Raw genomic sequence first — 16,701 nt, 5'->3', positions numbered from 1 at the left:
TTGGGGGCTGTCGAGGGGGGCTTAAGCTTTCTTTGCCATCGCTTGTGAGCCAACCATGATCATGCGAATCATGATGACCGTTTGGTCGATGAGTTCGGCGCGCTGGTCAAGCGACTGGCTGGCGGCACTGGCGCCCATGGCCACAACCAGGCGGGTGATGGCCTTTGCGGTGAGCGCAGGTTCAAAGGTGGCGTGGCCAGTGAGTTTCTCCATGCGCTCAAGCTCGTCGCGCAATTCGTCCTCAAAATAGGTGAGTTCCCGTTCGACGGCTTGGCGGAAGGCGTCCGAGCCCGTGGACATCTCGCGCAGCAGCACCTGCAAGTATTTTTCATCGGCGTCGAGCTGGTCCATAAACGCCTCGACCGACGTGCGAATTGCACTGCGCTCCATGGAAAGCCGCTGTCGCGCTTCGCGGATAATACCGCGCAAGGCGCGCCCTGCCTGATCAATAAGCGCAACCGTCAACTCATCAACATCGCGAAAGTGACGGTAAAAACTGTTGGGGGCGATCCCGGCTTCTCTCGCAATTTCCCTAAGGCTCAGCGTGGAAACGCTGCGGTGAGTACCCAGCAGCCGCACGGCGGCATCCATTAAATCTTGCGCGGTAACCTGTGTCCGGCGACTGCTGGTCTCGGCTTCCTGCTTGTTCTTGCGTCGTGTTCTGATACCCATGTCTCTGCCGTGTTCGCGGTTGGTCCTGCTGGCCTGAAGTGCTCATTCTAGTGCGTTGTTTGACGTTCGTATATACAAGTAAATATACACATGAATATACACCTGTATTGACACTTATAAATACACATGTATATTGGTCGAAAATTCACCACCGGATGAAAGCAATGGCGAGTGTGGTTTCTTCTTTGAATAGTTTCCCTGAGCGCATGCCGCGTGTGGCAGGAATGCTAGGGGCGCTGATAAGCGAGTCGCAATTTGATTTCTGGGCTCGCGAGTTCGGCAGTATTACGGCGTGGCGGCGGGTATTTGCCCGCGTGCAGAGCCTGCGCATGGAAGGCGCAGAGACGCTGAGTATCGCGCTGCGGCCAAACCGTAATTTTCAATCGGCAGAGCCTGGTCAGCACGTGAATGTGTCTGTCGAGATTGACGGCCGCCTCTGCACCCGTAGTTACAGTCTGTCGCGCCCCGCTGAGGGTGGGTGTGTCAGCATCTCGGTGCGTCGCGAGCCGGGCGGGCTTGTCAGCAATCACATACACGATCACTTGCGCGTGGGCGATGTGCTTGAGCTAAGCCAGCCCTATGGCGAACTCGCGGAAGGTTTGGCAGGGGCGTCGGCGCAGCTGTTTCTCGCGGCGGGTAGTGGTATTACCGCGATCTATAACCTGATTGCCGAGCAGGCAAGGCGCGGTGACGCGCTTCGGGGCGAGCTGTGGTATTGGGAGAAACAGGTCGAGCGTTTCTGCTTTACCGAGGAACTGGACGCGCTCTGCCAGACGCACCCCCAGTTTTCCGTGAGGCGGTTTTGCAACGCCGGTGATTCCTCATCGCTTTATTCGACTGGGCGTCTGAGCCCGGAGGTGGCGGCGCCGCTGTGTGAACGGTATCCAAATGCCCGTGTATTTGCCTGTGGTGGCAGCGCGTTTGTGGGAGCGGCTCGCGAGCTATTTTCTGACGTGGCGGGTGGTTTTTATGCCGAGGCATTTAGTCCGCCGCAACGGCTCGACGAGGCGGTGGCAGAGGAGCGTTTCTTTGAGGTCTCATTAACTCGCAGTGGGCAAACGATCACGGTTTCTTCTCAACAGTCATTACTCGACGCGCTAGAGGAGGCGGGGCACCAGCCTCCTCACGGTTGCCGCATGGGTATTTGCAACAGCTGCAGCTGTGGTCAGCGCAGTGGGGAAAGTCAAAATCAGTTAAACGGTGAGCAGCTTCGCGGGGCGGGGTCTGTGCGCCTGTGCGTCAGCCGCGCAAACAGCAACATCGAATTGGACATATAGGTGAGCGTTGTGAGTCAAGGGAAAAGTCGGGCGCTGAGCCCAGAGGAATTAACCGCGTTTGGCGAGGCCGTCGACGCATTGCAAAAGCGCGCGATCGCCGACGTGGGCGAGCGCGATGCCCGCTATATTCGCCGCTTGATTCGCGTGCAGCAATACATGGAGGTCGTGGGGCGAGGGCTGCTGTTTATCGGCGTTTTCCCGCCTGCATGGATACTGGGCACCGTATTGCTGGGTGTGGCAAAAATTCTGGAGAACATGGAAATTGGCCACAATGTGATGCACGGCCAATACGACTTCATGAACGAACCTGCGCTGCGCGGTGCGACGTATGAGTGGGATATCGTCGGCACGTCAGACAACTGGCGCGAGAGCCACAACTACAAGCATCACAGCTACACCAACATCAAGGGGCTTGATGATGACGTGGGCTACGGCCTGCTACGGCTCTTCCCCGAGCAGCGTTGGCATTTTTCCTACCTGTTTCAGTCGGTATTCGCGGTATTGCTGGCGCTGTTGTTTCAGTGGGGTGTGGCAATTCAGGAGCTACAGCTGGGCAAGGTCGCCAAGGGGCGGAAGTCCTGGCCGCAATTAAAGGAGGAGCTGCGACCGCTTTGGAAGAAGACCCGGCGTCAGCTACTTAAAGACTATGTGTTTTTCCCGCTGCTTGCCGGGCCGTTTTTCCTAACGGTATTCAGTGGTAATTTGGTTGCCAACCTGATCCGCAACCTTTGGACATTTATGATCATTTTCTGCGGCCACTTTACCGCCGATGCCGAGGTATTTGAGCGCTCGGTGTTGGATAACGAGAGTCGAGCGGAATGGTACTTGCGTCAGTTGCGAGGCTCGTCGAACCTCAGTGGTGGCAAGCTGTTCCATATCTTGTCAGGCAATCTTAGTCACCAGATCGAGCACCATATGTTTCCCACTGTGCCGGCCCACCGTTACGAGGAAATGTCGGTAGAGCTGCGGGCGATATGTCAGAAATTTGGTCAGCACTACAATACCGGCTCGCTGCCGCGACAGTTTGGTCAAGTGGTGTGGCGAATCCTGCGGCACTCCCTCCCCTCTGCGGCGCCAAGGCCGAGGCCGCTGGTGCAATAATTACCATATGGAAATCTATATCAAAATATTTTGATATAGCCGTTAAGGCTGCTACACTGCCTCGCCATGGATGCACACTCTTGCAATGTGGCGGCGGCAGATTCCTCTGAGTCTCTCCCTGCAACACCGGGCGCGCCGGCTATCGGCGCCATGGTTCTCCAGCTCTGCAAGGCGGGAGCCGATAACTTGCGTCTGCAAGTGCTGCGTGTGTTAAGTCGCGATGCCTACAGCGTTCAGGAGCTGTGCCAGATTTTAGATGTTCGCCAGTCGGGCATGAGCCACCATTTAAAAATACTCGCCGCTGCGGGCTTGGTTGTTCGTCGTCGCGAAGGTAATAGCTTGTTTTACCGCCGCAATTGGCAAGCCGAGCACGCCAGTGTGGCCGAGCTGCACACTGCGGTGCTCAATGCTGCCGAGCAGCTGGTATTGGATGCGGGGCAGCAGCGGCAGCTAGAAAAAGTGGTCGCCGAGCGGGCGGAGCGCTCGCGAGCGTTTTTCGCTGAGCACGCCGGTGAGTTCGGTGAGCAACAAGAGCAAATGGTTGCGTACAGCGTATACGGCCCAAGTTGCGCCGAGCTGTTGCGGGCCAGTCAGCCCGAGGGTGGGCGTTTGGCGGTCGAGATCGGCCCGGGCGAGGGCGATTTTCTGGCTGAACTGGCCGGCCGTTACGCGCGGGTGATCGCGCTTGATAACAGTGAGCCGATGCTGGACAAAGCGCGCACCGCCGCTGCTGGCAAAGGGCTCGACGGCATAGAGTTTGTGCTGGGCGACAGCCGCAGCCGGCGTTTGCCCGAGGGTGAAGCCGATTGTGTGGTGGCCAATATGGTGCTCCACCATGTGCCTTCGCCGTCAGATATTTTTAACGACGTACAGCGCATGTTGAGTCCGGGCGGGGTATTTTGCCTGGCTGAACTCTGCCCTCACGATCAAAACTGGGCCAGAGAGGCCTGCGGTGATTTGTGGCTGGGCATCGCGCAGGAAGAATTAAGTGAGTGGGCGTTGGCCTGCGGCTTGGAAGAGGGGCCGTCAGTTTACCTGGCCCAGTTAAACGGTTTTCGCGTGCAAGTTCGGCAGTTTATAAAGCCGGGCAAGAAATAACGAGCTGGCCACAGGGCCATTACAATGAGGAAGACTATCAATGTCTGAATACAGCCTGTTCACCTCCGAGTCGGTATCGGAAGGACACCCAGACAAACTTGCCGATCAAATCTCCGATGCGGTGCTCGACGCGATCATCGCGCGTGACAAGCATGCCCGGGTTGCCGTAGAGACCTTGGTTAAAACGGGTATGGCAGTGGTTGCCGGAGAAGTCACCACCTCGTGCTACGTGGATCTGGAAGATATTATTCGCGACGTTATTACCGGCATTGGCTACAACAGCTCCGATGTCGGTTTTGATGGCGCCAGTTGTGCTGTATTAAATGCCATTGGCAAGCAGTCAGTCGATATTAATCAGGGGGTGGATCGCGCCAAACCTGAAGATCAGGGCGCGGGCGACCAAGGGTTGATGTTCGGCTACGCTACAAACGAAACCGAGCACTTGATGCCCGCACCGCTGTTTTATTCCCACCGTTTGGTTGAGCGCCAGGCTTACCTGCGCAAAAACGGTGTGCTGCCGTGGTTGCGCCCCGATGCAAAAAGTCAGGTGACCTTGCGTTACGAGAACGGCGTGCCGGTGGCCGTGGATGCCGTTGTGTTGTCGACCCAGCACAACCCTGATATCAGCCAGGCTGATCTTCAGGAAGCCGTGCGCGAAGAGATTATCAAGCATGTGTTGCCTGCCAATTTGTTGCACGCCGGTACGCAATTCCACATCAACCCCACTGGCAATTTCGTGATCGGTGGCCCAGTGGGTGACTGCGGGCTGACGGGGCGTAAAATCATTGTTGATACCTACGGCGGTATGGCGCGTCACGGCGGTGGTGCCTTCTCGGGTAAGGACCCTTCCAAAGTGGACCGCAGTGCGGCCTATGCTGGCCGGTACGTGGCGAAGAATATTGTCGCCGCGGGTCTGGCTGACCGCTGCGAGATTCAAGTGAGCTATGCGATTGGTGTCGCGGAGCCGACCTCGATTTCGGTGAACACCTTCGGCACCGGCAAAGTCAGTGACGAAAAATTGGTGGCGGCAGTGCGCCAGGTATTCGACCTGCGCCCCTACGGCATTACCAATATGCTGGACTTGGCTCACCCCATGTATCAGCCCACAGCGGCCTACGGCCATTTTGGTCGGGAGCCATACGAGCATACGTACCAATGGACAGAAAACGGTGAAGCCCGCAGCGAAACCAGCACGGCCTTCAGCTGGGAAAAAACCGATCGCGCCGAGGCGCTGAAAGCGGCGGTGTAAGAAGCAAAGTCACTCGCGAAATTAATTTGAGGATAGCAATATGACTGCCACAGTAACTGCAGTAGAAAATTTCAGCGACTATAAAGTTGCCGATATCAGCCTGGCCGAATGGGGTCGCAAAGAACTGAGCATCGCAGAAGGTGAAATGCCTGCGCTGATGTCTCTGCGCGAAAAATATGGCGATAGCAAGCCCTTGGCGGGTGCCAAAATTCTCGGTTGTATTCATATGACCATTCAAACCGGGGTGTTGATCGAAACACTGACCGCTCTCGGCGCGGAAGTGCGTTGGTCGTCGTGCAATATTTTCTCCACTCAGGATCACGCAGCAGCGGCGATCGCCGCGGCCGGCATTCCCGTTTTCGCTTGGAAGGGTGAAACCGAAGAAGAGTACGAGTGGTGCATTGAGCAGACAATTTTGAAAGACGGTCAGCCCTGGGATGCCAACATGGTACTCGACGATGGCGGCGACCTGACCGGTATTCTCCACGAGAAGTATCCGGCGATGCTCGACAAGATCCACGGTATCACTGAAGAAACCACCACAGGGGTTCACCGCCTGCAAGATATGTTGAAAAAGGGCGAGCTGAAAGTGCCCGCGATCAACGTCAATGACTCGGTGACCAAGTCGAAGAACGACAACAAATACGGTTGTCGCCACAGCTTAAATGATGCGATCAAGCGCGCTACCGACCATCTGCTGTCGGGCAAAAAAGCGCTGGTTATTGGCTACGGTGATGTTGGTAAAGGTTCTGCGCAATCACTGCGTCAGGAAGGCATGATCGTAAAAGTGACGGAAATCGATCCCATCTGCGCCATGCAGGCCTGCATGGATGGTTTTGAAGTGGTGTCGCCTTACGTCAATGGTGTGAACACGGGTGAGGCAAGCAGCATCAATAGCGAGCTGCTGGGCACTACCGACCTGCTGGTAACAACAACTGGTAACGTCAACGTTTGTGATGCGAATATGCTGGCGGCGCTGAAGAATGGCTGCGTAGTGTGCAACATTGGTCACTTCGACAATGAAATCGACACGGCCTACATGCGTGAAAATTGGCAGTGGGATGAGATCAAGCCACAGGTGCACGTTGTGTATCGCGACCGCGCTAGCAACGATCACTTGATCCTGCTTTCAGAGGGTCGCCTGGTTAACTTGGGTAACGCCACCGGTCACCCCAGTCGCATTATGGACGGTTCGTTTGCCAACCAAGTACTGGCGCAAATTTACCTGTACGAGCGCCGCTTTGCCGATCTGGAAAAAGAGCTGCGCGAAGCTGCTATCACCGTTGAAGTGCTGCCTAAGAAGCTGGACGAAGAGGTTGCCGCGCACATGGTGGCGGGCTTTGGTGGCGTGATCACCAAACTCAAAGCGGATCAGGCCGACTACATCGGTGTGAGCGTGGACGGCCCCTTCAAGCCGGACAGCTACAAGTACTAAGCCCGAGGTAGCGGTTTCGCCGCTGCCGTTTACCCCGCGCCGCCTATTGGGCGCGGGGCGTTGATACGCGTGACAGATAATAAGCGGATGTGTGCATGGCCAATCGCTACAGTTTTGAATTTTTTCCACCCAAGACCGAAGCCGGTCGTGAAAAGCTCGTTGCCACCCGCAATGAGTTGAATAGTCTGGCACCAGACTTCTTTTCCGTCACCTATGGTGCGGGCGGGTCTACCCGAGACAACACCCGGGGCATCGTGCTCGATGCCAAGGCAGCGGGTATTGATGTTGCCCCTCACTTGTCCTTTGGTGGTGATGAGGAAGAGGAGGTTCTGGCGCTGGTTGAGCAGTATCGCCAGGCGGGTGTGCGTCGCATCGTCGCGTTGCGCGGTGATATTCCCTCTGGAATGGGGGCGACGCGCTTAGTGTATGCCCGAGAACTCGTCGAGTTTATCCGCAAGCACACCGGCGACCACTTCGAGTTAGAAGTTGCTGCCTACCCGGAGGTTCACCCCGACGCGCCGAGTTACGAGCAGGATGTGGCGTACTTAAAAGAAAAGCTGGATGCCGGCGCAAACAGTGCCATTACCCAGTACTTCTTTAATGCCGATGCGTATTTTTACTTTTTGGATGCCTGCGAAAAGGCCGGTATCGATAAGCCGATCTACCCGGGCATTATGCCGATCACCAACTATGCGAATTTGGCGCGCTTTTCACGCAATTGCGGCGCTGAAATTCCCCGTTGGCTGGCGCGCAAACTCGATGGCTATGGCCAGGATCTGGAGAGCATTGCTGCCTTCGGTGAAGAGTATGTGACGGAAATGTGCCAGATTCTGATGGAGGGCGGCGCACCGGGTATCCACTTTTATACAATGAACCAAGTGCAGCCCGTTAAGCGCATGTTGGAAAGCGTTAAGGCCTCACACCCCTAGCGCGATACGCTACAAATACTTCAACCAATCGTCTGTGAATTGGTCTAGCAGTTTATAGACGTGCTCAAAGGCTTCCCGGCTCTTGCGATAAGGGTCGGGCACTTCTTGATTTTCCGACCATTTACCCAATAAAAACGTCTTGCCGCCAACTTGTGGGGCAATTTTATTGATGCCGCGAACATGTCGCGATTCCATGGTGAGGATGAGGTCGGCCTGGGTCAGCATGTCGCGGTCGACTTGGCGGGCACGGTGGCCGCTGGGGTCGATGCCGTGTTCGCTGAGCAATGCCGCTGCGGTGTCGTCGATGCCTTTGTCCACCAGCGCGCCAAGGCCGGCCGAGTGAATGGTGATGTTGGGTTTCACCTCGGCGAGCTTCTGACGCAGCATGTATTCCGCGCTTGGGCTGCGGCAAATATTACCGATACAGATAACCAGAATATTGTTAAACATCGTTGCCCCTAGTCCTCGCGCTGTAGCGTCTTAACGCCGTCGGCGGTGCCAAGCAGCAGTACGTCGGCGGGCCGCAGGGCAAACAGGCCGTTGGTGACAACGCCAGTGATACCGTTGATGGTTTCTTCCGTTTTTTGTGGGGTGGCGATCATAAAGTCGTAGAGATCGATGATCACATTGCCGTTGTCGGTGACAACGCCCTCGCGGTAGACCGGGTTGCCACCCATCTTCAGCAGCTCGCGGGCCACATAGCTGCGCGCCATCGGAATAACTTCAATCGGCAGGGGAAAGGCGCCCAGTTGGTCGACCAATTTACTTTCGTCAGCGATGCAGATGAATTGCTTGCTCGCTGCCGCGACGATTTTCTCTCGGGTGAGTGCGGCGCCGCCGCCTTTGATCAATTCAAGGCGCTGGTTGCTCTCATCCGCGCCGTCCACGTAGACCGCAATTTGGCCGCAACTATTTAACTCAATCACTTCAATGCCGTGGCTGCGCAGCCGTTGTGCCGAGGCTTCAGAGCTGGCTACAGTCGCTTTTATGTCATCTTTTAGGGCGGCGAGCTGGTCGATGAAGCAGTTGGCGGTTGAGCCGGTACCAATACCGATGATTTCGCCGTCGAGGATGGCGGGTTTTACGCGCTCAATGGCCGCTGCGGCCACGGCTTCTTTCAATTGCTGCTGATTCATGGTGGATTCGCTGCGCTGAGAACTGAGAGCGGCAAGTATAAAACTGCGCTGTGGCGAATGCGAGCCGCAAGGCGGTTTCCGGGCGCCTAGACATTTGGGTGATGAGCTTTTATCCTCGACGGTCGCCAACCTATTACACATCATAAAAATGGCGACTCTAGCAAGACTATAGAAACAACAAAATCGGTCGTTAGAGTAGTACTGGCTGCTAAGCCGGTATTTCCGGGATTCCCGGGGGAAGGGTTGCTTTAGGAGACGGCATGAGCCGAATAAGAAAAATAAAAGAAGGAGCGGTTCGAGGGTCGACAACATCAGCAGTGAGCCAACTAGGTATTCAGCGCGTGTTTGCGCCGCTGGCTATTTTGCTGGCATTTACCGTGCTGGGCTATTTGTTGTGGGTTACCTTGAGAACACCGCTGGAAACCGGGCTGCATGTGGTACGCATGGAGCAGTTAGAAGCCGTAAACACCGCAGATCGACAGCTCAATCGGGCCATCGTGCGTGCACCGCTGCAATTAGAAAGTGAGCCGCTGGCTATGCTGGCCGCCGCGGAGCGCTTCGATGAGCAGTCGCGCCAGATCGGTTTTGGTCAGGCTGGCCTCAAGGGGCAGGCGCCGCTTGTGGACCGCGCGTTAAACGACTTCCTGCGCAGCACGAAAGCCAAGTTGGATGCATTGGAGCCCTACCAGGAAACGCTGCGTCGCTTGCGCCTGCTGTTTGCGGCGATGCGCAGCGGCGGTGTTTCGGTGCTCAGCGCACCGGCGATAGAATCGGAAGCTGCTCTCGGGCGCGACATCAAGCGACTGATTCGTGAAGCGACGCAGTACAGCATTATCTCAACAGCAGAAAACGCAGAGCTGCTAGACCAGTTGAGTGGAAGTATCGCGGTTCAGGCCAGTGCTCTGGAGGATACCGACGCACTGGCGGCGCTTTCGCAACTGCTCGATACGGTGGACGGTCTGCGCTTCACTCGAGATGAGTTGAATCAGCAACTGGACGAGATCGCAGAAACCGGTGCTGCCGGCGCACTGGCAACGCTCAAGACGCGCTATGAGAACCACTTTTCCCAGTTGCAGGCAGCGGCAGATCGCAACCGCCAAACCCTGGCTGTCTACGCGGCGGCGCTGCTGCTGGCCTTTGGTTTGATCGCCTGGCGTTTGCGCGGCTCATTCCAAGAGCTGGACCAAGTGAACATGGAGCTGCAGGATGCCAATATCAATCTGGAAGGTATCGTCGCCGAGCGCACCCGTGATTTGAGCACCGCCTTGGAAGACTTGCGTCTGCAGCAGGCACAACTGATCCAATCTGAAAAAATGGCTTCCTTGGGGCAAATGGTGGCGGGTGTCGCCCATGAAATTAATACGCCTCTCGGCTACGCCAACAGCAACGTGTCAATTGTGCGGGAGTTGGTGTCCTCCATGGAGGATGTGATCGACGAAGAAAGCCGCGGCGAGTTCGACATGCTATTGGGCGATGCCCAATACGGCTTAGAACAAATTGCTGAATTGGTTATGAGCCTGAAAAACTTCAGCCGGGTAGATCGCTCGCAAACCGAGCTCTTCGACCTGAATGAGGGGATCGAAACCTCCTTGAAGATTTGCCAAAACCAAATCAAAGACCTGGACATTCAGCGCAACTTTGGCGAGCTACCCGATATTAGTTGCGCACCGTCTCAGTTGAACCAAGTATTTCTGAACTTAATCAATAATGCCGCTCAGGCGATGGATGGCAATGGAACCCTGACACTCAGCACCGCTGTTGACGGCGACAATGCCGTGGTGCGCGTACGCGATAGTGGCTGCGGTATGGATGCCGAAACCGCCGCGCATATCTTTGAGCCCTTCTTTACTACCAAGCCTGTCGGTGAAGGTACGGGCCTTGGTTTGTCCATTGTGTTTCGCATTATCGAAGATCACGGCGGCCGCATCTCAGTGGAGTCGGAGCCGGGTGTCGGGACCGAGTTTGTTGTCAGCCTGCCGATAGCGGGCAAGGCCGTTCCAGAACAAGCCGTTGTGACCGAAGACAGCATTATTCTCAGTGACAGCGCGGTTTGAGGAGTACGTGATGACTGAAGGCATTGAAAGTAAGGCAAAGATTTTATTCGTGGATGACGAGCCGAGAATTCTCGTCGCCCTAAAGGCTTTGTTTCGCAGTCGCTATCAAGTGTTTACCGCCAATTGTGGCGCGGACGCGGTGGCGTTGTTAGAGCAAGAAGATGTCGATGTTATCGTCTCTGATCAGCGTATGCCGGAAATGACGGGTGTCGAGGTTCTGCGCACAGCGCGCGAGCTCCGGCCGAGAGCGATCCGTGTATTGCTGACCGGCTACTCGGATTTAAGCGCCATATTGGGCGCGATAAATGATGGCGAAATTTTCCGTTTCATCAACAAGCCTTGGTCGAATAACGAATTGCGCGACACCATCGCTGCGGCGGTAAAGGCCTCTGAGGTCGATGTGGCTGAGGATGTCAGTGCTGAGCTGAATCACAGCGAGGTTGAAGAAACCACTGATGAGGCTCAGCCAAGTGCTGAGGCCGCTGAGCCGGGCGAAACCGCCGAGGCGCCGGAGCTGTCTGCGCCCACGGCGAAAACGGTAGTTGATATCGCCGCAGGTCCGGAGGCGCTTCGCAATGAAACGGGCATCCTGGTGCTGGACGAAGACAGCACCACCCGCGACGTTCTGCAGCGCGTGTTGCACAAAGATCGCCCGGTATTTACCGCGGTTGATCTGGACGGCGCACTTGAGGCGCTGGAGTCAGAAAATATCGGCGTGATCATCACCGAGCTATCTATCGGCGGCGAGAGCGTGACGCACCTGCTGACCGCTCTGCGCCAGCATCACCCATCGCTGGTGGCCATAGTACTAACCTCGCGAGCTGATGCCGGCTTGGGAATTGAATTGATCAATCGCGGGCAAATCTACCGCTTCCTGAGCAAACCTATCAGCGAGGGGATGCTGCGCGGCAGTGTTAATTTGGCGGTGCGGCGCTTCGATATTTTGCAAAAGAATCCAGAGCAGACACTGCGTCTGGCTGCTGAAAAAGCGCCAGAGCCACCCAGTGACCGCCGCGGGGTATTCAAGCGTATTGGTCGCTTGTTTGGTCTGACCGCCTGATGCTGCAGAGATAACGATAATAATGAATACAATGATGAATAGTGACGTGTCGGCCAGCAGTGCTCCCAAGAAAAGTTTGGTGCAGTCGGCGGAAATGTTTATCGCTGTGGTGCTGTTCGCAGTGTGCGCAGCGGCAGGACTGGCGGCGTGGTTAATGAGCTTGGGGGATGGCGCAGCCGATGAGTCGGCAACCGTTGAAACGGTGCAGGTATTTGCCTCGCTGGCAGATGCCGAGCTGGCGGATGATGAGCAGGATGTCCTGCTTGCATGGGAACAGCGTTTAGAGCAAACCTTCAACCAGCGTGAACAGGCCTTGCGACAGCAAGAACAGAGTGCGGTGCTGGAAGAGCAGGCGATGGCGCTCGCTCAGGCGCAAGCGGCGGCAGAGGCAGCCAAGGAAGCGGCAGAGGCGGCTGAGCAGCGCGCCCGGCAGGCTGAATTGGCCCGTAAAAAGGCCTTGGCCGCTCAGGCTAAGCCCGCGGCACCCGTCGCTCCGAAAGTGGCTGCAAAACCTAAACCCAAGGCAAATGCCGAGCGCATCCCGGCAAGCGTGGATTGGAGTAGTTGCCGCAAGCCGCGTTATCCCCGTGCGTCGATCCGCTTGAAGCAGGAAGGCACGGTGACGATGACATTTGCCATCGATGCGCAGGGGCAGGTCGTCAGTGGAGAGGTACAGCAGAGCAGTGGCGTAGAACGACTGGATAACGCAGCGCTAGAGGCCATTATGAAGTGTAGCTTTACCCCGGAGACTCTCGGCGGCGAGCCGCAGGCGTCGTCGGCGCAGGTGCGGTTTGGTTGGCGCCTCGGCGGATAAGAGCAGCCGAGTGAATTAAAGCCCGCTACGGCGGGCTTTTTTGTGCTTCTGAATTGCTCGCAGCATGGTGGAGCGCGCAGCGACGCGTTAGACTTGCCGTTTGGTATACGATCATCCCGCCAGCAGGCCGCAATTGGAGTCTCCGACAACATGCCACAGAGTTACATCAAGAAAATTCTCGATGCCCGGGTCTACGATGTTGCTATCGAGTCACCTGTGGACGAGGCACGTCTGCTGTCGAAAAGACTGAATAACACCGTGCTGCTCAAGCGCGAGGACTTACAGCCGGTATTTTCGTTCAAGTTGCGCGGCGCCTATAACAAAATGGTCAATCTCAGCGAGGCCGAGCGCCGCCAGGGCGTGGTGGCCGCGTCGGCGGGAAACCACGCTCAGGGCTTGGCTCTGTCAGCGCTAAAGCTGGGGGTGAAAGCAACAATTGTGATGCCTAAAACCACACCGCAGATCAAAGTGGATGCGGTGCGTTCGCGCGGTGGCAAGGTGGTGTTACACGGGGACACCTACGATGAGGCTTCGGCCTATGCCCAAAAGCTCGTGCAGGAAAAAGGCATGGTGTATGTCCACCCCTATGACGACCCCGATGTTATTGCGGGGCAGGGCACCGTTGGCATGGAAATCTTGCGGCAAGTTACCGGGCCGCTCGACGCGGTATTCGTGCCGGTAGGTGGCGGCGGTCTCGCTGCTGGAGTGGCGGCCTACATCAAATATGTACGCCCGGATGTCCGCGTTATTGCGGTGGAGCCCGAAGATGCCGCCTGCCTAAAAGTCGCTCTGGAAAAGCAGCGTCGAGTGCGCTTGAAAGAGGTCGGGATTTTCGCCGACGGCGTTGCCGTGGCACAAATCGGCAAGGAAACCTTCCGGGTACTGCGTAAAACCGTCGATGAGGTTGTCACGGCAAATACCGATGAAATTTGCGCAGCAATCAAGGATATCTTTGACGATACCCGCTCGATTGCCGAGCCCGCAGGGGCACTGGCGCTCGCCGGTCTCAAGAAATATGTTGAACAGCACGGCTGTGAAGGCCAGACGCTGTTGGCGATTGACAGTGGCGCGAACACCAATTTCGATCGCCTGCGCTATATCTCGGAGCGCACAGAAATTGGTGAACAGCGCGAGGCGATCTTGAGTGTCACCATTCCCGAGCAGCCCGGGAGCTTCAAAAAATTCTGTGCTGCCCTGGGTAAGCGCAATATCACTGAGTTCAACTACCGCTATGGCGACGATCGCGACGCGCAAATTTTTGTTGGCGTTGCCGTTGCGGCCGGCGGGCAAGGGCGGACGGAGGTCGTCGAATCCTTGCGCAAGTTGGGCTACCGGGTCGAAGACATGACCGACAACGAGATGGCCAAGCTACATATCCGCCATATGGTCGGTGGTCATCGCCCCAGCGCGGTCGCCAATGAATTGCTGTATCGGTTTGAATTCCCTGAGCGCCCTGGCGCCTTGATGAATTTCCTGACGCGTTTGGGTAATCGCTGGAATATTTCGCTCTTTCACTACCGCAATCACGGTGCCGCTTACGGCCGGGTGTTGGTGGGCCTGCAAGCGGATAAGTCTGAGCGGAAAGCGGTGGAGGCTTTTCTCGACAAACTGGCGTACCCCTTCCATGAAGAGACCGACAACCTCGCGTACCAACAGTTTCTCAGTTAACGCGCGGCAAAAATTTCTCGGTCGGTGGCGACCCAGTCGAGGGGGATATCCCAGTGCTGTATCGGTAAGCGCTCCACTTCCTGTAGATGGTGGGCCAGGCCGATCAGTAGGGGCGTGTTTGCCGCATTGCGGCGCTGCTTAAAGGCCAGCGCTCGGTCGTAGTAGCCGCCGCCCATGCCCAAGCGATTGCCCCGGCGATCGAAACCAACCAGTGGTAGCAGCATCATATCGAGGCGGGCAGGGTCTATCTGTCGGCGGCGCAGGGCATTGGGCTCCGGGATGTTAAAGGTGTTGCTGCGCAGGGTTTGCCCCGGGGCGTGGCGATGGAAACGCATTTGCGCCTGTTTGGTGTCTCGGTGAATAACCGGTAAGTAGCACACCTTGCCGCGTTGCTGGCAGTAGCGAAGCACCTCGTTGGTGGAGATTTCACCGTCGCTGGCACTGTACAGAGCAATATGTCGAGCGCGCTGGAATTCGGGTAGTTTCCTCAGCTGTTGAAGCAGGCGCTTGGCAGCGCGCCGTTGAGTGGCGGCCGGTAGGTCGCGCCGTTGTTGCCGAAGACGTTGGCGGAGCTGGTTTTTGCTCGATGCATCCATAGTGAAGGCGGGTTGTGGTTGAAGGCGCTGCCTGAAAAGGTAGGACCCAGGATACCGCCGGCCGCGTGGCCCTTGAACCCAGCGGTTCAAGGTGGAACTTACCGCAGCATTTTTAGGCTTTCCGTCACGCGGACATGCACACAAATACTGGCTGGTTCGCTCCGGGTTTTAAAGCATCGGCTCAGGGGTCTGACGGCCTAGCGCATATCCCAGGAATTCACAGTATACCGATAGGCCCACGTGCTTAACAGGGTGGTTAGCCGATATCGAGTTGGCGGCAGCGGTTGAGGGTGTCGTCAATTTTATCGGTAATGCGCTTGCTTACCGTGGCCTCTTGCTCCGTGCTGACGCCGCTTTTGCTGGCTTCGCGTAGCTCGTAGGCAATGTTTAGTGCAGCCATCACGGCGATGCGCTCCAGGCCAATAATTTTTCCGGAGTTGCGTATTTGGCGCATCTGCTGGTCGAGGTAGCGGGCCGCTTCCAGCAAGCCTGTTTGCTCGTCACTCGGGCAGGCAACCTGATACTCCTTGTCGAGAATTTTAACGATGACCGTTTCTTTACTCACCTTGTCGTCTCCATGTGGCTGGGGCGAGTCATCAGCATTCTTTTTCCAATGCGCGCAGGCGCTGGATCATCGCGTCGACTTTTGCCCGGGCCGTGTCGGTTTTTTCGATCAGCGCTTCGCGCTCAATCTTCCAGTTTTGCGTTTCGGATTTGAGAGTGCGGTTCTCTGCATCCAATTGTTCGCACAGTTGGATGAGCTCATCGACTTTTCGTTCCAAAACCTGCAGCTGTCGATCGTCCATTATTGCCTAGTTCCACGGCCGGGAATGATGTCGTCATAGTAGAGTGGGTGCCAGCGCTCGGTCAACGGTTATACGCGGCGGTGTGAATCGCGGCGGGTATTCGATTTTGCGGCGGATCAGCGCTACCATGCGCCTCCAGTCTTTGATGCCCTTGGAATGCGCAATGTCTAACGAGTTTGACCACGATGATCTCGCTAATCTATTCCTTAATTTAGGTGCTTTGCAGCCCCCGGCGGAGCTCCACGGCTATGCCGTTGGCTTTTTGTCTGTGGGCGGTCGAGTCGAGCGCCAGGCGTGGTTAAAGCACTGTACGGAGCTGCTGGATATCGAGATGCCCAACCCTGACGATGCCGATGCCTTATTCGGCGTTTATAAGAGCGCGCTGGAAGCACTGGGCAGTGAGGACTTGGCACTGCAGTTAATGCTGCCGGGAGACGAGCTGGATTTGGGACAGCGCATTGTCAGCCTCGGTCAGTGGGTGCAGGGTTTTCTCACTGGCTTTGCGATGGCCGGAAAGCAGCGGCAGAGCGAGGGTGATGCCTTGGATGCGCTGTCTAAAGAGAGCCGCGAGGCATTGAGCGACTTGGCGGCCATTGCGCAAATTTCTGCTGATCAGGCCGACGATGAAGACGGCGAGCAAGACTACGTGGAGATCTGCGAGTATGTGCGAGTCGTGGCGATGACCATTTTTCTTGAGTGTAACGCCGCCACCCCGGCGACGAAGAAGCCCAAGGGCGAGCGATTGCACTGACAACCGAGTAGATCAATTTCCCGTAAAAACAGCTGTGATAAGCTCCTCAAGATCA

At 56.5% G+C, this 16,701-nt stretch carries 17 protein-coding genes and 1 other RNA gene; 11 read left to right on the top strand and 7 right to left on the bottom strand.

Features of this window, described 5'->3' with window-relative positions; genetic code table 11:
* Positions 1 to 21: 21 nt before the first annotated feature.
* Positions 22 to 672, bottom strand: a complete 651-nt coding sequence (gene fabR, locus HNR64_RS00500) for an HTH-type transcriptional repressor FabR (protein WP_204994682.1) — start codon at positions 670 to 672, stop codon at positions 22 to 24.
* A gap of 164 nt (positions 673 to 836) precedes the next feature.
* Here fabR and HNR64_RS00495 point away from each other — a divergent pair, with 164 nt between their 5' ends.
* The 6 genes from HNR64_RS00495 to metF all read left to right on the top strand — a co-directional run bounded on the left by HNR64_RS00495 (position 837) and on the right by metF (position 7,761).
* Positions 837 to 1,949: a flavin reductase family protein gene (locus tag HNR64_RS00495; RefSeq protein WP_204994681.1), complete on the top strand. Its 1,113-nt coding sequence runs from the start codon at positions 837 to 839 to the stop codon at positions 1,947 to 1,949.
* Positions 1,950 to 1,958: 9 nt separating this feature from the next.
* Entirely contained in the window at positions 1,959 to 3,050 is a 1,092-nt protein-coding gene (locus HNR64_RS00490) for a fatty acid desaturase family protein (RefSeq protein ID WP_338061795.1), read from the top strand.
* 66 nt (positions 3,051 to 3,116) lie between these two features.
* Complete coding sequence (locus tag HNR64_RS00485) at positions 3,117 to 4,148, top strand: ArsR/SmtB family transcription factor (protein ID WP_239547400.1); 1,032 nt, start codon at positions 3,117 to 3,119, stop codon at positions 4,146 to 4,148.
* A gap of 40 nt (positions 4,149 to 4,188) precedes the next feature.
* Complete coding sequence (gene metK, locus HNR64_RS00480; protein WP_204994679.1) at positions 4,189 to 5,397, top strand: methionine adenosyltransferase; 1,209 nt, start codon at positions 4,189 to 4,191, stop codon at positions 5,395 to 5,397.
* Positions 5,398 to 5,437: 40 nt separating this feature from the next.
* Positions 5,438 to 6,832 carry an adenosylhomocysteinase gene (gene ahcY, locus HNR64_RS00475; protein ID WP_204994678.1) on the top strand — a complete coding sequence of 465 codons (1,395 nt, stop codon included), beginning with the start codon at positions 5,438 to 5,440 and terminating at the stop codon, positions 6,830 to 6,832.
* 95 nt (positions 6,833 to 6,927) lie between these two features.
* Complete coding sequence (metF, locus tag HNR64_RS00470; RefSeq protein WP_204994677.1) at positions 6,928 to 7,761, top strand: methylenetetrahydrofolate reductase [NAD(P)H]; 834 nt, start codon at positions 6,928 to 6,930, stop codon at positions 7,759 to 7,761.
* Between the two features lie 9 nt (positions 7,762 to 7,770).
* Here the strand turns inward: metF and HNR64_RS00465 are convergent, their stop codons facing one another.
* Together HNR64_RS00465 and rpiA are read right to left on the bottom strand one after the other, a co-directional pair.
* The gene (locus tag HNR64_RS00465; protein ID WP_204994676.1) at positions 7,771 to 8,211 is read right to left on the bottom strand and encodes a low molecular weight protein-tyrosine-phosphatase; all 441 of its coding nucleotides are present in this window, start codon (positions 8,209 to 8,211) and stop codon (positions 7,771 to 7,773) included.
* 8 nt (positions 8,212 to 8,219) lie between these two features.
* Positions 8,220 to 8,897 (bottom strand): ribose-5-phosphate isomerase RpiA, encoded by a 678-nt coding sequence (gene rpiA / locus HNR64_RS00460; RefSeq protein WP_204994675.1) that lies wholly within the window; start codon positions 8,895 to 8,897, stop codon positions 8,220 to 8,222.
* A 260-nt stretch (positions 8,898 to 9,157) separates the two neighbouring features.
* Here rpiA and HNR64_RS00455 point away from each other — a divergent pair, with 260 nt between their 5' ends.
* From HNR64_RS00455 to ilvA, 4 genes are all read left to right on the top strand, one after another.
* Complete coding sequence (locus HNR64_RS00455; protein ID WP_204994674.1) at positions 9,158 to 10,951, top strand: sensor histidine kinase; 1,794 nt, start codon at positions 9,158 to 9,160, stop codon at positions 10,949 to 10,951.
* Between the two features lie 10 nt (positions 10,952 to 10,961).
* A complete protein-coding gene (locus HNR64_RS00450) occupies positions 10,962 to 12,011 on the top strand; it encodes a response regulator (protein WP_204994673.1) in 1,050 nt (349 codons plus the stop codon).
* Positions 12,012 to 12,033: 22 nt separating this feature from the next.
* Complete coding sequence (locus tag HNR64_RS00445; RefSeq protein WP_204994672.1) at positions 12,034 to 12,825, top strand: energy transducer TonB; 792 nt, start codon at positions 12,034 to 12,036, stop codon at positions 12,823 to 12,825.
* Between the two features lie 132 nt (positions 12,826 to 12,957).
* Entirely contained in the window at positions 12,958 to 14,493 is a 1,536-nt protein-coding gene (gene ilvA / locus HNR64_RS00440) for a threonine ammonia-lyase, biosynthetic (protein ID WP_338061805.1), read from the top strand.
* Here ilvA and HNR64_RS00435 read toward each other — a convergent pair.
* The 4 genes from HNR64_RS00435 to HNR64_RS00420 form a co-directional block, all read right to left on the bottom strand.
* Complete coding sequence (locus HNR64_RS00435) at positions 14,490 to 15,089, bottom strand: 5-formyltetrahydrofolate cyclo-ligase (protein ID WP_204994670.1); 600 nt, start codon at positions 15,087 to 15,089, stop codon at positions 14,490 to 14,492. The genes ilvA and HNR64_RS00435 overlap by 4 nt on opposite strands.
* 39 nt (positions 15,090 to 15,128) lie before the next feature.
* Positions 15,129 to 15,308: non-coding RNA, 6S RNA (gene ssrS, locus HNR64_RS00430), on the bottom strand.
* 37 nt (positions 15,309 to 15,345) lie between these two features.
* On the bottom strand, positions 15,346 to 15,654 hold the full coding sequence (locus HNR64_RS00425) for a cell division protein ZapA (protein WP_204994669.1): 309 nt from the start codon (positions 15,652 to 15,654) through the stop codon (positions 15,346 to 15,348).
* 31 nt (positions 15,655 to 15,685) lie between these two features.
* Positions 15,686 to 15,895 (bottom strand): TIGR02449 family protein, encoded by a 210-nt coding sequence (locus HNR64_RS00420; protein ID WP_027873145.1) that lies wholly within the window; start codon positions 15,893 to 15,895, stop codon positions 15,686 to 15,688.
* 163 nt (positions 15,896 to 16,058) lie between these two features.
* On the opposite strand from HNR64_RS00420, the gene HNR64_RS00415 reads away from it, so the two are divergent.
* A complete protein-coding gene (locus tag HNR64_RS00415) occupies positions 16,059 to 16,646 on the top strand; it encodes a UPF0149 family protein (RefSeq protein WP_204994668.1) in 588 nt (195 codons plus the stop codon).
* Positions 16,647 to 16,701: the final 55 nt, after the last annotated feature.

The organism is Spongiibacter marinus (genome assembly GCF_016906995.1).
In the GTDB taxonomy this organism is placed as follows: Bacteria; Pseudomonadota; Gammaproteobacteria; order Pseudomonadales; family Spongiibacteraceae; genus Spongiibacter; species Spongiibacter marinus.
This window is presented reverse-complemented; position numbering and strand designations above follow the sequence as displayed.

Bases quoted from the DNA above. Each gene is read 5' to 3' on its own strand.
- fabR (WP_204994682.1), bottom strand. From the start codon at position 672: ATGGGTATCAGAACACGACGCAAGAACAAGCAGGAAGCCGAGACCAGC.
- HNR64_RS00495 (WP_204994681.1), top strand. From the start codon at position 837: ATGGCGAGTGTGGTTTCTTCTTTGAATAGTTTCCCTGAGCGCATGCCG.
- HNR64_RS00485 (WP_239547400.1), top strand. From the start codon at position 3,117: ATGGATGCACACTCTTGCAATGTGGCGGCGGCAGATTCCTCTGAGTCT.
- metK (WP_204994679.1), top strand. From the start codon at position 4,189: ATGTCTGAATACAGCCTGTTCACCTCCGAGTCGGTATCGGAAGGACAC.
- ahcY (WP_204994678.1), top strand. From the start codon at position 5,438: ATGACTGCCACAGTAACTGCAGTAGAAAATTTCAGCGACTATAAAGTT.
- metF (WP_204994677.1), top strand. From the start codon at position 6,928: ATGGCCAATCGCTACAGTTTTGAATTTTTTCCACCCAAGACCGAAGCC.
- HNR64_RS00465 (WP_204994676.1), bottom strand. From the start codon at position 8,211: ATGTTTAACAATATTCTGGTTATCTGTATCGGTAATATTTGCCGCAGC.
- rpiA (WP_204994675.1), bottom strand. From the start codon at position 8,897: ATGAATCAGCAGCAATTGAAAGAAGCCGTGGCCGCAGCGGCCATTGAG.
- HNR64_RS00455 (WP_204994674.1), top strand. From the start codon at position 9,158: ATGAGCCGAATAAGAAAAATAAAAGAAGGAGCGGTTCGAGGGTCGACA.
- HNR64_RS00450 (WP_204994673.1), top strand. From the start codon at position 10,962: ATGACTGAAGGCATTGAAAGTAAGGCAAAGATTTTATTCGTGGATGAC.
- HNR64_RS00445 (WP_204994672.1), top strand. From the start codon at position 12,034: ATGAATACAATGATGAATAGTGACGTGTCGGCCAGCAGTGCTCCCAAG.
- HNR64_RS00435 (WP_204994670.1), bottom strand. From the start codon at position 15,089: ATGGATGCATCGAGCAAAAACCAGCTCCGCCAACGTCTTCGGCAACAA.
- HNR64_RS00420 (WP_027873145.1), bottom strand. From the start codon at position 15,895: ATGGACGATCGACAGCTGCAGGTTTTGGAACGAAAAGTCGATGAGCTC.
- HNR64_RS00415 (WP_204994668.1), top strand. From the start codon at position 16,059: ATGTCTAACGAGTTTGACCACGATGATCTCGCTAATCTATTCCTTAAT.